Source organism: Cohnella lupini, from assembly GCF_003386205.1.
Lineage (GTDB): Bacteria > Bacillota > Bacilli > Paenibacillales > Paenibacillaceae > Cohnella > Cohnella lupini.
Genome location: NZ_QRDY01000013.1, coordinates 16743 through 31454 on the forward strand (window position 1 = coordinate 16743; position 14712 = coordinate 31454).

Annotated in this window: 14 protein-coding genes; 1 reads left to right on the plus strand and 13 read right to left on the minus strand. The window is 50.4% G+C overall.

Annotated elements, in window-relative coordinates; translation table 11 throughout:
* Window positions 1–77 precede the first annotated feature (77 nt).
* The 9 genes from DFP95_RS19455 to DFP95_RS19495 all read right to left on the minus strand — a co-directional run bounded on the left by DFP95_RS19455 (window position 78) and on the right by DFP95_RS19495 (window position 9426).
* Window positions 78–1316 (minus strand): EAL domain-containing protein, encoded by a 1239-nt coding sequence (locus DFP95_RS19455; RefSeq protein WP_181907524.1) that lies wholly within the window; start codon window positions 1314–1316, stop codon window positions 78–80.
* A gap of 80 nt (window positions 1317–1396) precedes the next feature.
* The gene (locus DFP95_RS19460; protein WP_181907525.1) at window positions 1397–3712 is read right to left on the minus strand and encodes a GGDEF domain-containing protein; all 2316 of its coding nucleotides are present in this window, start codon (window positions 3710–3712) and stop codon (window positions 1397–1399) included.
* Window positions 3713–3909: 197 nt separating this feature from the next.
* Window positions 3910–4110 (minus strand): hypothetical protein, encoded by a 201-nt coding sequence (locus DFP95_RS19465; protein WP_115994360.1) that lies wholly within the window; start codon window positions 4108–4110, stop codon window positions 3910–3912.
* Between the two features lie 254 nt (window positions 4111–4364).
* Window positions 4365–5024, minus strand: coding sequence for a phosphate signaling complex protein PhoU (phoU, locus tag DFP95_RS19470; RefSeq protein ID WP_115994361.1), 660 nt, complete (start codon window positions 5022–5024; stop codon window positions 4365–4367).
* A 25-nt stretch (window positions 5025–5049) separates the two neighbouring features.
* On the minus strand, window positions 5050–5805 hold the full coding sequence (pstB, locus tag DFP95_RS19475) for a phosphate ABC transporter ATP-binding protein PstB (protein ID WP_115994362.1): 756 nt from the start codon (window positions 5803–5805) through the stop codon (window positions 5050–5052).
* A 37-nt stretch (window positions 5806–5842) separates the two neighbouring features.
* Window positions 5843–6601 carry a phosphate ABC transporter ATP-binding protein PstB gene (gene pstB / locus DFP95_RS19480; RefSeq protein WP_115994363.1) on the minus strand — a complete coding sequence of 253 codons (759 nt, stop codon included), beginning with the start codon at window positions 6599–6601 and terminating at the stop codon, window positions 5843–5845.
* A 12-nt stretch (window positions 6602–6613) separates the two neighbouring features.
* Window positions 6614–7501 (minus strand): phosphate ABC transporter permease PstA, encoded by an 888-nt coding sequence (gene pstA, locus DFP95_RS19485; protein ID WP_115994364.1) that lies wholly within the window; start codon window positions 7499–7501, stop codon window positions 6614–6616.
* Window positions 7498–8400, minus strand: a complete 903-nt coding sequence (pstC, locus tag DFP95_RS19490; protein WP_115994365.1) for a phosphate ABC transporter permease subunit PstC — start codon at window positions 8398–8400, stop codon at window positions 7498–7500. The genes pstA (DFP95_RS19485) and pstC (DFP95_RS19490) overlap by 4 nt, the downstream gene beginning before the upstream one ends.
* Before the next feature lie 78 nt (window positions 8401–8478).
* Window positions 8479–9426 (minus strand): phosphate ABC transporter substrate-binding protein, encoded by a 948-nt coding sequence (locus DFP95_RS19495; RefSeq protein WP_115994366.1) that lies wholly within the window; start codon window positions 9424–9426, stop codon window positions 8479–8481.
* 196 nt (window positions 9427–9622) lie between these two features.
* On the opposite strand from DFP95_RS19495, the gene DFP95_RS19500 reads away from it, so the two are divergent.
* Window positions 9623–10477: a LysR family transcriptional regulator gene (locus tag DFP95_RS19500; protein WP_115994367.1), complete on the plus strand. Its 855-nt coding sequence runs from the start codon at window positions 9623–9625 to the stop codon at window positions 10475–10477.
* Window positions 10478–10495: 18 nt separating this feature from the next.
* Here DFP95_RS19500 and pstA (DFP95_RS19505) read toward each other — a convergent pair whose 3' ends face one another.
* The 4 genes from pstA (DFP95_RS19505) to DFP95_RS19520 form a co-directional block, all read right to left on the minus strand.
* Entirely contained in the window at window positions 10496–11395 is a 900-nt protein-coding gene (pstA, locus tag DFP95_RS19505; RefSeq protein WP_115994368.1) for a phosphate ABC transporter permease PstA, read from the minus strand.
* Window positions 11392–12360 carry a phosphate ABC transporter permease subunit PstC gene (gene pstC / locus DFP95_RS19510; RefSeq protein WP_115994369.1) on the minus strand — a complete coding sequence of 323 codons (969 nt, stop codon included), beginning with the start codon at window positions 12358–12360 and terminating at the stop codon, window positions 11392–11394. The genes pstA (DFP95_RS19505) and pstC (DFP95_RS19510) overlap by 4 nt, the downstream gene beginning before the upstream one ends.
* A gap of 96 nt (window positions 12361–12456) precedes the next feature.
* Window positions 12457–13308: a phosphate ABC transporter substrate-binding protein gene (locus tag DFP95_RS19515; RefSeq protein ID WP_115994370.1), complete on the minus strand. Its 852-nt coding sequence runs from the start codon at window positions 13306–13308 to the stop codon at window positions 12457–12459.
* A gap of 30 nt (window positions 13309–13338) precedes the next feature.
* The gene (locus DFP95_RS19520; RefSeq protein ID WP_181907526.1) at window positions 13339–14691 is read right to left on the minus strand and encodes a stalk domain-containing protein; all 1353 of its coding nucleotides are present in this window, start codon (window positions 14689–14691) and stop codon (window positions 13339–13341) included.
* Window positions 14692–14712: the final 21 nt, after the last annotated feature.

Consider the following 14712-nt stretch of genomic DNA (forward strand, 5'->3'; position numbering starts at 1 on the left):
CGATAAAAAACCGCAAAGAAGCTAGGAAATACTTTCCTTCGCTTCTTTGCGGTTATTCGCAACAAATGAAAAGTTCTTTAAGATGGTAACCCGCTCTTCGATGCCGTTGCGACCTCTAGAGGCACGTATTCTTGCGGTCTGCCCAACAAATAGCCTTGCGCGAAATCGAATCCCATAGACCTGAGCAGACGAAGCTCCTCCGGTCTCTCTATTCCCTCCGCGACGGTGCGGATATTCATCTTTTTGGCGAATCTGACGAACGTGCGAAGCATGTGTTTTTTCATCTCGTCCTTATCCGCCATACGCACGAGCGAACGATCTACTTTAATGTAATCCGGACTTAATTCAACGATCGACTGCAAGGAAGAATATCCCGCGCCAGCATCGTCGATGGCGATCTCGTAACCCTGGCTTCGGTAATGCGCCAGTATTTTCTTCGCGGCGTCGAAGTCGTCGATCGAGCTTCGCTCCGTCAGCTCGAATACGACCTGTCCGGGAAATAATCCCTGCTCCGACAACCAATGGACGGTCTGACCCGATACGAAATGGGGGTCGTTAATGATTCCCATCGTGACGTTAATGAATATTTTCTGCATTTCGCCCAGCGGAGGACAATGGCGTATCGCCTTCTCCCTTGCCATTCTGTCCAAAGCGAAAGCATGGTTATGTTTCTCCGCGAATTGGAAAAGGGACAAAGGACCGTCGAACAAACTCCCTTCGGGGCACCTAGTGAGCGCTTCGTAGCCGAATACTCTTCCGTCCCCGAGCCGCATGATCGGTTGATATACGCTTTTGATGCTGCACTCGGAGAGCAATCTCTCCAACTCGTGGCGCAGCTCCCAGTCGTTCTGTTCGACCATCGACTCGCGGATTTGTCCGGTCGCCTTCAATACGCCTTCATAGACGATATCCCGTGCCGTTCCTTCGCTGCAACTATGCAATCTGGCGTATCCGATCCCTTTTTCCCGAAAGCGGGAAGAATGATGACTCTCGTTGGAGGTCATCCCGGCTTCGGCGATCATCGCTTCCCTCAGGCGTTTCGCCAATCCGCGCAGGAAATGCTCGCTTTCTTCTTCCCCCAGGTCATCCGGCATCGCCGCGTATACCCAGAGATGGTTGGAAACGACGTCTCCGAACCAAATATCGCCTCTTCCCATGGAAAGCATCAACCATTCCGTCCAATTGAAGCTTTCTTCACGGAGTTCCGACAATAGGCCGCTTTTCCATTCCGATAGGTCGATCCCGATCAAGCCGATATGGTTATGATGTTCGATCCGCTCGAGCATTCGCTCCACGCCAAACCAAGACGTCATCATTCGATTGAACACCATCTTCCAAAGATTCTTCGATGACTCTAAATTTACCAGTACAATGTAAACCCAATGCCTGAATTTTGTTAATTAGCCGTTAAATCCGCCGTCAGAGCGCTTTTTTCGACATTTTCCGCTATGGATTCCCAGACCAAAGAGTTCCCGCTCACCTGCTTAGCTTGCTTCTTCAGACGCGCGGCTCTTTCCGATATCGTCTCCGGAGACCACCCCGCCGTAGCTTGAAAACTCAACAAGGACAAGGATATCGCTATGCCCGTCGCTTCGACGGGGCTGCCCGAGCGGTCTATTATCGGTCCTTCGAACTTGCCCGCGTACGCTCCGATTCCCAGTTCGAACCTTGCGATGATATCCTGGGCTAGCTCAACCGGATCCGATCCCGAAGATATCGCAATAAAGTCGTCGCCGCCGATGTGTCCTACGAAGCAATCGCACTTCGACTGGGCTCTCACCGCGGCGAGAAGCGTCTCGCCGGTATATCGGATGACGTCGTCTCCCTTATGGAAGCCGTATTGATCGTTGAACCATTTGAAATGATCCAAGTCCGCGTACAGAACCGCGAACGGATGTCCTTCCGCAAGCCTTCGCACGAGTTCGCGGCGGATCGGCTCGTTGCCTGGCAATCCCGACAACGGATTTGCCCACTGGGCATCGTTCATCCGGGATTGGGTTACCCATTCGAGCATCGAACGTACGAAAGTGATTCCCGTTACCGTCCCTCCGCGAGTTACGATAACCGCATCGTACAGCTTGTCCGGCTCGCGTGCCATAGCCATCTGCGAAGCCTGATCTACCGTTACGGACTCCTCGACTATCATGGGGTGAGTATCCATGATCTTGCCTACGGCCCGATTCCAATAGAGCGGCAACCCGAATTGTCCGGAAAGCATCTGGTGAAGCTTCTCTTTCATAAGTAAACCGATCGGCCTGTTGTCTGAGTCCGCAATGACGATTCCCTGGCTTTCCCGGTGAAGCTCGAAGTGACGGGATATTTCCGATACGAACGTATCTCGGTTGAACATCTTCACGGGAACGACCAATTCGGATAACGTTCCGGTCGCGCCCATATAGCGTTTGTTTACTTCTGCTCGAATCGTGGCCGAGATGCTCGGCACCAAGACATTGGAATCGTTCACTCCGCTATCCAACCATTCGCCTTGAGCATAGTTCATTCCGCTGGCGACCAGAGCGGGGAGCAGTCCTTCCTGGTCTAGTCCGTTGGCTATCAACACGATTTGTTCCTTGCGGGTCAGGGAGATCAATCCCTGCAGGAAGCTCTCCTCAACCGGATCCATCACTTTGCCGTTCACCCAGCCCACGTTCATCTGCGCGTAATCGGGGTGCATGTCCACCATCCGCCGCAAAGAGGTGAAGCTGGGCAATATGCCGTTCAGAGCGATTCGGAATCCTTGATTCCGATAATGGCTAAGCGCGGCTTTGATCGTGGTAGCCGGCTCTTCCTCGCCCCCTATAATGACGAGCACGACATGCTCCGCCCTTAAGTTAGCCGCTTCTATTCGGCGCAATGTGCTGCCCGGGTATAATCTCGGGTCGAAAATGATTTTCGCCGGCACGGGAAGGAACAGCTTCACGTCCCCGTTGCGGGATGGAAATCCCCGTATGGCCGCTTCGCGAAACCGACGGTCGGCTTCGAACAACGAACCTGCTTGATCCGCGTTATGATAGAAATCGGTAAGATTGATTCTGGAGTTGTTGTGCTCTTTGACGGGAATCGCTTCGAACCCGTACAGCGAACCATCCAATAGGGATACGATCGGTAAATATTTGACTTTGAAATCGAACTCGCTCGGGATGACCGGATAGTCGGGCAACGGGAATCGGATAATCGGACTTGTGGAGAAAAACATTCGCTGCCACGCAGTATCGTAGGCTAGCAGAAGAGCATTCTCCCAATCGGAGGGGGAGTTCACCGAACCTGTTAGGTCATCATTGACGTTAATCCAACTAAAGCCGTAACGTATACTGCTCCCGTGCTCCAAATGATGATCGTATCGGAACTCCGTAAACGCCCGAATGGCCAGGTCTCGTAACATAAATGCCAGCCTGCCCGCCTCGATCTCTCCATTCGCGCCGTCTTCGTTATCTTCCGGCCCGAAGAACGCGGTCACAATAAGACCTGTGCCGGTCAACGACCAGCCTCTCACGGAATCCGACAGCTTCGCGAAACGCAAAGCGATCACCCGCAGCAGTCTCCGAATGCGAATTGGCGCCATGTCGAAACCTTGCTGCTGTGCCGGTTGCCCGCCTTCCCATCGAATCATTAACAACCCGCTCTTGTGACAAGTGGCAGTCTTGCCTACTTCCCTTTCGCCGATCCATTGGGAGATGAGGTTAGGATTCAACCATCCGTTGGCCTTCGTCATATATCGTTGCCCCCGACCGCTGATTCCGGATCGATATCCGGATAAGTATATACCGCTTTCTACACTGTATCGCTGTTGAGTCATCGCTATTGACGCATTTGGTTAACGCATTGTAAAAATGCGCCTCTTCGAACGCCGCACGTTATCTTCTCATCTTCACAAAATTCCGAATAGCGTTTCATAACGTCGGAATAACGTTATCGAATCACCTTGGGCACCTCGCCATAGTCGGTTTTTCCGACCATTACAGGCACAAACTTCCGCGGCACCTCGCCATAGTCGGTTTTTCCGACCATATCGAACACAAACTTCCGCGGCACCTCGCCATAGTCGGCTTTCCCGACCATATCGAGCACAAACTTCCGCGGCACCTCGCCATAGTCGGTTTTTCCGACCATTACAGGCACAAACTTCCGCGGCACCTCGCCATAGTCGGTTCTTCCGACTTCACGCTACCGAACCCTATATCTACCGATAAAGTCCCGGAAACTCTCGTAGGTGGTACAAATAGCGTTGTGAATGCTCCATACCGCCGCGGAAAACAAAACACCGCGCTCTCCCCTCTCGGGAAAAACGCGGTGTGCTTCACTCGCTGAACGTTATGCTATTTGAAAATATTGTAATAGATAAATCAATACTTCTCAACCACTAGTTACTGATTCAAATCGGGGCGTTTGCCCGTCATCAAGTAAACGACGCTTTCCGCGATGTTGGTCGCGTGATCGGCGATCCGCTCGATGTAGCGGCCGACGAAGCTGAGCAGCATCGCTTGCCCGACCGTCTTCGGATTCTCGACCATGAGAGCGAACAGCTCGCGAATGATCTGCGAATACAGCGCATCGACCTGATCGTCGTCCTTCGCGCTCTTATAGGCAAGATCGACGTTCTCGTCCACGTAGGATTGCAAGGATTCTTGAATCATGATAGCGACAAGCTCGGCCATTCTAGGAAGGTCGATCAACGGTTTGATCAAGGTTTGTCCGTCGAGACGAATGACGACCTTGGCAACGTCCACGGATAGATCCCCCATCCGTTCCAAGTCGGAGGAAATTTTGAATGCGATCAGAATGCGGCGAAGGTCCTTGGCGACCGGTTGCTGCGTCGCGATCAATTTCGCGCCGATTTCGCTGATCTTCTCTTCGATCTGGTTCAACTCGGAATCGGATTTCACGATTCTTTTGCTCGTTTCGACATCGCCGTTCTTCAATGCTTCCATGGATTCGACTAACGCTTTCTCCACGCGATTTCCCATATCGATCAACAATTGCGTCATTTCCTGCAATCCATGATCCAATTCCATCCGTTTAACCATCGTCCTTAACCATCCTCTCTCGTGATCAACCGAACCGTCCGCTAATATAATCTTCCGTGCGCTGGTCAGTCGGATTGGAGAACAATTGCTCCGTCTCCGAATATTCTACGACTTCCCCGTTAAGGAAGAAGACGGTTTGTTGCGATACGCGAGCGGCTTGGTGCATGTTATGCGTGACCATGACGATTGTATAGCGATCCTTAAGCTCCTGCGCCAATTCCTCGATCTTAAGCGTGGAGATCGGATCCAAAGCCGATGTGGCCTCGTCCATAAGTAAAATATCCGGCTCGACGGCCAAAGCGCGGGCGATGCACAGACGTTGCTGCTGACCTCCGGAAATACTGTACGCGGAGCGCTTCAGGTGGTCTTTCACTTCATTCCATAAGGCGGCCGAGCGCAAGCTCGTTTCCACGATTTCGTCCAACTTCTTGCGATCGGAGATTCCGTGCAATCGAGGGCCGTAAGCGACATTATCGTAGATCGACTTCGGAAAAGGATTCGGCTGTTGAAACACCATACCGACGCGCTTGCGAAGCGTCTCCACGTCGACCTCGTTGGAGTAGATGTCAGTCCCCGCGATTTCGACCTTACCCTCGATCCGCGTACCGGCGATCATGTCGTTCATCCGGTTGAACGTCCTCAGCAACGTGGACTTTCCGCAACCGGAAGGTCCGATGAACGCGGTAATGGCCTTCTCCGGAATTTCCATGTTGACATGCTTCAAAGCGTGAAAATCTCCATAAAACAAGTCCAAATCGTTGATTTCGATAATGGAGTTCATAGCCAATCTCCTTTTTCAGATGGAATGCTTGTGTTATTTATCCGAACCGCCCCGTGATGTAATCGCTGGTCTCTTGTCGCTGCGGATTGGTAAATATGTTTTGGGTCAAGTCGTACTCCATCACTTCTCCGGTTAAGAAAAACGCCGTTTTGTCGGATACGCGGGCGGCTTGTTGCATGTTATGAGTAACGATAACGATGCAATAATCGCGCTTCAGATCCGCGATGAGCTCCTCGATCTTAGAGGTCGAGACGGGATCCAAAGCCGATGCTGGCTCATCCATCAGAATGATGTCCGGCTTGACCGCTATCGAGCGTGCAATACACAACCGTTGCTGTTGACCGCCTGACAACGCAAGCGCCGAGTTGTTGAGCCTGTCTTTGGTCTCTTCCCATAGAGCGGCTTTCTTCAGCGATTGCTCGACGATTTCATCCAACGCTTTCTTGTTCTTAATGCCGTGATAGCGCGGACCGAAAGCGATGTTCTCGTAGATCGATTTATGAAAAGGGTTCGGGCGCTGCCAGACCATGCCGATTTTCTGCCGCAAAGAAACGACGTCCGTCGACGGGCTGTTGATATTCTTGTCCCGTATCCATATTTCTCCCGTGACCTTACAGTTAGGAATTAAGTCGTTCATCCGGTTCAAGCTTCTCAGGAACGTCGATTTCCCGCAACCGGAAGGTCCGATAAGCGCCGTGACCTGCTTGGCGGCGAAATCGAGCGAGACTTTCTTGACTGCCGGCCTATCCCCGTAATGAACGCTTAAGTCTTTAGCGGTCAATCCGATATGTTCCACGCTGGTACCCCCTTATTTGATCGCGGTAAATTTGCGGTACATATAGCGCCCAAGCCAACGTGCGCCGAAATTGAACAACAGGACGGTAATGACTAGAACGGCGGAAGCTCCTGCCGCAATTTGGGACGCGTCCGGCGCCAAGCCCTCGGAATTGATTTTCCAAATATGAACCGCCAACGTTTCGGCCGGTCTAAAAGGATTAAGCGGCGAGAACGGACTCAGCGGATTCCAATTCGTGAAGTCCAAGCGCGGCGAGCTCATGCCCGCAGTGAATAGCAACGCCGCCGCTTCTCCGAACACCCGGCCTGCCGCCAGAATCGTACCCGTAAGAACAACGGGCATCGAGATCGGAAGCATAACGGAGGTAATCGTTTTCCACTTGGTCAATCCCAGCGCAAGACTTGCTTCCTTCTGTTCGCGAGGAACGCCCTTGAGTCCTTGCTCCGTAATCCGGACCATCAGAGGAAGATTAAAGACGGTCAACGCTAACGCGCCGGAAAACAAGGAAAACCCGAAATTAAACATATTGACCAAAACCAGAAGCCCGAACAGACCGACGATAATGGAAGGCACGGATGAAAGTACTTCTACGATTAATCGAATAAAGTTGGTAATCCGATTAGCCGGAGCATACTCGCTCATGTAGATTCCCGCGCCTAAACCGATCGGTATCGTTATGATCATAGTCAGGACAAGCAGGAAGATCGAGTTGAACAATTGAGGTCCGATACCTCCGCCTATGCGAATCGTTTCGGGCGGCGAAGTCAGGAAATCGAAGCTGATATGCCCGACGCCCCGGATGAGAATGTAACCGAGCAAGCCGGCCAACACTAGGACGATCAATCCCGAGACGGCTATAATAACTGCGGTCGCGATTTTATCTGCTGTTTTTGCTTTCATAATTTCGATCTCCCTTCCAGGAAGCGGACGATGAAGACGAAGACGAACGTCATGAGCATCAAGATGAGAGCTAATGACCATAGAGCATTATTGGCTAGCGATCCCATTGCCGTATTGCCCATGCTAAGCGTAATCGCGCTTGTTAATGTAGAAGCGGACTCGAACAAGGAACGTGGAATATGCGGCGCGTTCCCGATAACCATCTGCACGGCGAGCGCTTCACCGAAGGCTCTGGCGATGCCGAGAACGATACCCGTCATCAAAGACGGAAGCGTAGTAGGAAGAACGATTCTATATATGGTTTGCCAACGCGTCGAGCCAAGCGCATAGGAGCCTTCTTTCAGCCCTTTGGGCAGCGCGGCCAACGCGTCGGTTGCTATCGTTGTTATTGTAGGAAGAATCATTATCGAAAGTACGAGGGCTCCTGCCGCGATCCCGATCCCTTGTCCGGGAAATACGTCGCGGAAAAACGGAACGATGACGCTTAATCCGACAAAACCATAGACGACCGAGGGAATACCCGCGAGCAATTCTATGACCGGTTGTAAGTAACGTCGTCCGAATTTGGGAGAAATTTCAACCATGAATACCGAAGCGCAAAAACCAAGCGGGGCTGCGATTAACGCTGCAAGAATTGATGTACTGAATGAACCGAAAATAAAAGGTAGAGCTCCAAAAAATGGCGGTTCTCCTTCGGGAGACCACTTAAGTCCGGTAAGTAAGTCGATCGGATTGACATTATTTTTGAAGAACGTGCTTAATCCTTTTGAAGCGACAAAATAGACAATGGAAAAGATTGTGATAATAAGTAACGCAATGCAAAGTAGGGTAACTATTTTTCCAACCCATTCCTCTGCGATATGCGGCTTCGCTTTTTGTCGATCGAACGACTGAGCCATAAATCTCTCCCTTTACATAGAACAATCAAGAGGCAAATAATATTCGCCTCTTGATTGGCTCATGATATGGAACTTCGATTACTTCGTGATGTTACCCGCTGCATCGCGTTTAACTTGCATTTTGCTTGCAGGAATGTAGCCAAGTTCTACTACGTCGGCGTTTTGAACTTCGTCGCTCACCATGTAATCAAGGAAAGCTTTAACTGCCGCATCAGGCTCGCCTTTTGTATACATGTGCTCGTAAGCCCATACTGGATACGTACCGTTAGCAATGTTATCGACTGTTGCTTCAATACCTTCGTATTTCACTGTTTTAATGGAATCATCCAGGTAGGAAAGCGCCAAGTAGCCGATTGCGCCCGGCGTTTCGCCGACTAACTTCTTAACTGTACCCGAAGCGTCTTCTTGGATCGAACCTTGAAGATCTTCCGATTTTTGACCCAATGCGTATTTTTCGAATGTTGCACGAGTACCGGAGCTCGATGGACGGTTAACGATTTGAATTTTTTGATCGTTGCCGCCTACGTCTTTCCAGTTCGTTACTTTACCCGTGAAAATATCGATTAGTTGTTGTTTAGTCAAGTTGTCAACCGTAACTTCCGGATTTACAACCGCAGCCATACCTACGATCGCGACTTGGTGATCCACCAATTCTGCCGCTTTGTCCGCATCAAGCTTCTCTTCCGCGAATACGTCGGAGTTACCGATTTGGGATTGGCCTTCGGACACTTGAGTTAAACCCGTGCCGCTTCCGCCGGCTTGTACTTGAATGGAAACCCCTTTGTTAGCATCCATGAACTTCTTAGAAACTTGATCGACCAGAGGTTGCAAAGCAGAAGATCCTGATGCTAGAAAGGATCCGGATAGATCGCTTGTTGCTGGCTCGCTGCTTGCGGGTTCGCTGCTAGCAGGCTCGCTGCTGCCTGCATTGCTGCTTGCTGCATTGTTCCCATTATTATTTTGGCCGCAAGCAGCCAGGGCTACCATCACTGTCAACAACATCAATAACATTACCGTTTTCTTCATTTACTTGTAGTTCCCCTTCCAACTCATATGTTTTTGCTTACAGTTCATATTGTAGAAGGTAGGCATTAGTCTAATGTTTTCGTTTTGTTAACGCAGTGAAAAAAATGTATATATTTTTTCTATGATGGTGGTAATATTATAGACAAAGTGTATATCGATTCTCCGAAATGAGGTTTTTATCATCAGTTTATTAAAAATGAAGCTGTTAGTCCTAATCGATCGGCACAAACAAGTGACCGCTGTAGCTAACGCGCTCCATATGAAACAGCCAACGATAAGCTTTCATATGAAAAAGATGGAGGCCGAATGGGGCGTTAAGTTGTTTGAAGCCAAAGTAGGGAAAATATTTCTGACGTCGGCGGGTAAAATGCTCTTGCCCTACGCTTCGCGTATCAGCTCGCTTTATGCGGAAGCCGAATCGACGATAACGGAATTACGGGAGAACGAACGAGCTCTTCTTCGGATCGGATGCACCGACTGCGCCATGACGGCGCTTGTTCGATCTAATTGGTTAAGGAACTTGGGACTCCAACATGAAATTCGAGTTTCCATTGAATCTGGGAGCGAACAATCGCTCTTTGAACGCTTGCAAGCCGGAATGCTCGATCTGATTCTCTGCGGACAACCGCCTGCAGATTCTTCCGAGTTCTTCCACGAGAAGATTGCGACATCTCCTCTTCAATTAATTGTTCCCGTCGACGACGATCTTACCCGCAAGATGGATCTTGCTCCGCACGATCTCTATAAATACGTCTTCGTCGATCATACGGAGCACTCGATTCACCAACTGGTCTCTTTCTGGAGGACTCAGTTGCATTGGACGATGAAAGTCGATGCGATATTCGATTCCGTGGAAATGATATTCGGCGCCGTTCACGCCGGACTTGGACTCGCTATTTTGCCGAAAAGCGTTCTTCCTGACCCTGCCAACCGAGTAGCATCCTTGGACCTACCCGGTCAATCCTCGGAATGGAGCATACATGCAAGCTGGAAGGGCAACTACTGGAATCCCGCCCTTCTGAGACGGATCGTGGAAACGGCATTTCAATAATCTTGAGGCGATCGCCGATTAATGCTTGTTTCTACGATCTTTGATCCACAGCGGAATCCGGAACAAGATATTGAACATAAGAATGACGAACACGAGAACCGCCGCCGCTTTGTCCGAGATCGAAACCGCATCGGGGACGATCGCCTCCGACTGGACGTACCACAAGTGAACCGCGAGTGTCTCGCCCGGTGACAGAAGATTGAAATCCCACATCTCGCCGGAGGTCGTTACGCCGGCCGTCAGAATGATAACCGCGCTTTCCCCGAACGCTCGTCCGGCAACTAAGCATATTCCGGTTACGATGCCGCTAATCGCAGTCGGAACCAATACGCGGCGAATCGTTTGCAGATGCGTCGCACCCAAGGCAAAGGATGCTTGCTTTAATTCCTTCGGAACGGATCTGATCGCTTCTTCCGTTACCCGGGTCATCACGGGCAGGTTAAGGAACGCCAGACTGATCGCTCCCCCGATAATGGTAAGACCGATTTGGAACATCTCCACGAACAGGGCGATTCCGAACAATCCGAAGATGATCGATGGCACGGACGCCAAACCTTCGACGCAAATTCTCACGAAGCCGATCCACTTATTGTTAGGGGCGAATTCCGCCAAGTAAATACCAGCAGACATGCCTAGAGGAACGGCAATGAGCAATGAAATGAACAGCATGTAGAAAGAATTGAACAAAGCCGGTCCGATTCCCCCACCCTCCTCCATTTCGCTTGGCAAGCCCATAATGAACCCCCAAGTCAAATTAGGAAGGCCTTTTTGCAAGATCAAATACAACAAAGCCAAGATGAACAAAACGATGCAGGCTGATATTCCCCATACGAATACGGTAAACATGCGATTTTTGAAATCGTTGATCCCTCTGTTGGAACTGAACGCTCCGCGCGTTCCCGAAGTTGCCGTTTTCATTGGTGCGCCCCTTTCCTCTGCAGCAAACGAACCAGTACGATCATCAGAAGGGAAATGACGAGCAATAGGAAGCCCATCATATACAGCGCGTTATTCCAAGTGGAATCGAACGGCACGTTGGCGATTTGCATGACGATATTGCTTGTTAAGACCGAAGTCGGCTTGAATAAAGCATCCGCCAATTGCGGCGTATTTCCGATGACCATGACGACTGCCATCGTTTCCCCGATTGCTCGAGCCATTCCTAGGATGACACCGTACATGATTCCGCTTCTAGCCGCGGGAATCGTCACTTTGAATATCGTCTGGAACCTTGTCGCTCCCAGCGCATACGAAGCGTCTCTGTATTTCTTTGGAACAACGCTAATCGCATCGTCGCTTATCCGGCTGATGGTCGGAAGCACCATTATCGTTAACACGATAGCCGCCGCCAAGATTCCGTCACCCATGTTCGTACCCGTGATATCCCTTAACAATGGAATCAAGATCGTTAATCCGAGGAAACCGTACACGACCGATGGAATTCCGACAAGCAAGTCCAGAATCGGACGAAGAAAATTTCTCATCCATCCCGGTGCGACCTCCGCTAAAAATACCGCGATAACGATGGACAACGGAACCGAGATCAGCAACGTAAGAATCGTAAGCGCGAACGTGCCGAAAATAAAGATGAACGCCCCGTAACTTTCGTTTTCCGGCGACCAATCGGAGGAGAAAAAGAAGGTCATCGGGGAAACGTCCCGGAAGGTTAATACCCCTGTGCGGAACATGAAGAACAGGATGCTGAACAAAATCAAACAAACGAAAGCCGCGCTTGCGATGCAGGCGATCTTGAATGCGCGGTTGTAGAACAAAAGCCTGTTTTTCCGATCAAATAATTTACCGGAACCGGTTTTGATGCTGCCTCCGAGCTCGCTTGAGTTCGTGCTTATGACCGGATTTGGAGCCGAAGTATCCAGTTGCATGACGAATGATATCCTCCTCTGAAATGGGAAGAAACCAGCGTCGCGTGAAGTCCGCTATGCTGGCCTCTTCCATTTGTATCGCTATGGAGTGCTTAATTATTTAATCGCGGAGATCGGGATGAATTTAAGCTTTTTCAGGGAACCGTTTTGGAACTTAACGCTTTGAATGTATTCGATGAATGCTTTAACCGCACCCTCCGGCTTGCCTTTAGTCATGAAGTATCCGAAGCCCCATACTTTATAGGTTCCGTTGATGACATTTGCTTCGGATGGAGCAACTCCGTTGATTTGCAGAGCTTTCATGTTGCTCGTTACGTATACGAGATCGATATAACCGATCGCGTTCGGCGTCGTTTCGATAGCCGTTTTCATGTCTCCGCTTGATTTTACTTCTTTATAGTTACTGCCCTTACTCAGGAACTCGGAGCCTGCCAAAGCTTTCATTTGGAAGTTAACGCGAGTACCGGAACCGAAAGCGCGGTTTACGACGATGATGCTGGCGTCAGAACCGCCGACGTCTTTCCAGTTCGTGACTTTACCGGAGAAAATGTCTTGCAATTGTTTCGTAGTCAGGTTGCTGACTCCGACATTCTTGTTCGCTACCGCCGCGAAAGGGATAACGGCTACTTTGTTCGCGACTTGTCCATCGAACTTCTTGAAGCCGGGAACGTCGGTGGAAGCGTCCCAATCTACCGCGCCGATGTCCGCGATGCCTTTACGTACGGATTGCGGACCCGTGATGGAGCCGGCAGCGGAAGCCGAGATTTTGACCTTCGGGTTCAGCTTCTTGAACTCGTTAGCTGCTTGCAGCGTTAGCGGCAGAAGAGCGGAAGAGCCGTTGATTACGATTTTGCCTTTCAGGGAGCTTGCTGCGCCTACAGAAGAGATGGAAGAAGCGACAAGCGCGATCGCCATAGCGGCGACGGATAAGGATTTGAACAATTTCATTGATAATTTCTCCTTTGATTAACTCATAGATTATTTAGTTGTTGGTTTCCATTGTCCGTTGATATCCAGGAATACGCGTCCTTCATTCACTACGGCGAACGGCGATCCGGATTTAACGATGATCTCGCTTACTGTATCGGACAGGGTGTACAGTTGCTTCGCTGCGCCGGTAGCAGGGTCGACTTCGTAAACGAATTGATTCGATCCGTTACCTTCTGTCAACAAGTACCATTTACCGCCGGATACGACCGCTTGGTACACGTCTTTTTCGGTAAACAACGTTTTTGACGTTTTATCATTGCTAACGATTACGAGCGTCGATTTAACTTCATCTTCGCTGCTTACGCTTACGTAACCTACGCTTGAACCGTCTGCGGCAGCATGGATGAACACTTTGTCATCGGCCGTTGTCGACAATTGCGCGGGTTTGTTGTCCTTGATGGACGGGTCGACCGTGTATGCGAAGATTTGCGGCTCCGTGCCTTTCATGTCGATCGCGACATCGTCGCTCTCTACGGGCAGATTGGCGTCAGCGACTACGGCACCCGGCTTCGTTACCGTATAAGTTACCGTTTTGCCGTCTGCGGATACGTCCAGGTTCGCTTTATAATCCACTTTGTCTTCGAGAACTTTAGAAATCGTGCCCGTCGCCGGATCCAGCTTCGCGACTACGCTTCCTTTGTCCCCTTGCAGGAAGTAGATGATCGAGCTGTCGGAGGACCAGACCAATTCCGGTTTAATGGAAGTGTCTTCGCTCACTTTGGTCGACAACTTCGTCGCGAAATCGATAACGAATACTTCGCCCGCGTTGTTCGTGTAAGCCGCTTTCGCTCCGTTCGGCGCGATGACGAAATCCGAAATTTCTTCCAGGATGCGAAGCTGTTCGTAACTAGCCGTTTGCGCGTCGACCAAGTAATCGAGGCGACCTGTTTCCGTTTCTTGCGTAGCGATGAATTTAGCGGAATCTACCCATTGGATACGATCGACGTTTCCGAGCAAATCGGCATCGATCCAGATCGTACCGGAAGCATCCTTCGCGAATTGTCCGCCCAATGCTTGAACGAATGTTTTCAATTCTACGTATGTAACGCCTTTAACGCTTTTTACGGGTACAGTCAGCTTTTGCTCCGCTCCATCTACTTTGATCAGGGTGCTGTTTGCCGTCAGTTCCACCGTATGTCCTTTAAGCGTAGCCGTAATGACGCCTTTGGTCGCTTGAAGCTTAACTCCGAGTTTCGTGCTCAGATCCCGAAGGGATACCAAAGTCCTACCTTTTTCGAAGAAAGTAGCAAGGTTAACCGCAATTCCGTTTACGGTGTAAGTCGAATTCGTAACCTGCACTGCGCTCGCTTTCGTTACGGTTGCCGCTGAAGCCGCCCCCACTGCGGATACTCCTACAGCTAA

Bases quoted from the DNA above. Each gene is read 5' to 3' on its own strand.
- DFP95_RS19455 (WP_181907524.1), bottom strand. From the start codon at position 1,316: ATGATGACGTCTTGGTTTGGCGTGGAGCGAATGCTCGAGCGGATCGAA.
- DFP95_RS19460 (WP_181907525.1), bottom strand. From the start codon at position 3,712: ATGACGAAGGCCAACGGATGGTTGAATCCTAACCTCATCTCCCAATGG.
- DFP95_RS19465 (WP_115994360.1), bottom strand. From the start codon at position 4,110: ATGGTCGGAAAAACCGACTATGGCGAGGTGCCGCGGAAGTTTGTGCTC.
- phoU (WP_115994361.1), bottom strand. From the start codon at position 5,024: ATGGTTAAACGGATGGAATTGGATCATGGATTGCAGGAAATGACGCAA.
- pstB (WP_115994362.1), bottom strand. From the start codon at position 5,805: ATGAACTCCATTATCGAAATCAACGATTTGGACTTGTTTTATGGAGAT.
- pstA (WP_115994364.1), bottom strand. From the start codon at position 7,501: ATGAAAGCAAAAACAGCAGATAAAATCGCGACCGCAGTTATTATAGCC.
- pstC (WP_115994365.1), bottom strand. From the start codon at position 8,400: ATGGCTCAGTCGTTCGATCGACAAAAAGCGAAGCCGCATATCGCAGAG.
- DFP95_RS19495 (WP_115994366.1), bottom strand. From the start codon at position 9,426: ATGAAGAAAACGGTAATGTTATTGATGTTGTTGACAGTGATGGTAGCC.
- DFP95_RS19500 (WP_115994367.1), top strand. From the start codon at position 9,623: ATGAAGCTGTTAGTCCTAATCGATCGGCACAAACAAGTGACCGCTGTA.
- pstA (WP_115994368.1), bottom strand. From the start codon at position 11,395: ATGAAAACGGCAACTTCGGGAACGCGCGGAGCGTTCAGTTCCAACAGA.
- pstC (WP_115994369.1), bottom strand. From the start codon at position 12,360: ATGCAACTGGATACTTCGGCTCCAAATCCGGTCATAAGCACGAACTCA.
- DFP95_RS19515 (WP_115994370.1), bottom strand. From the start codon at position 13,308: ATGAAATTGTTCAAATCCTTATCCGTCGCCGCTATGGCGATCGCGCTT.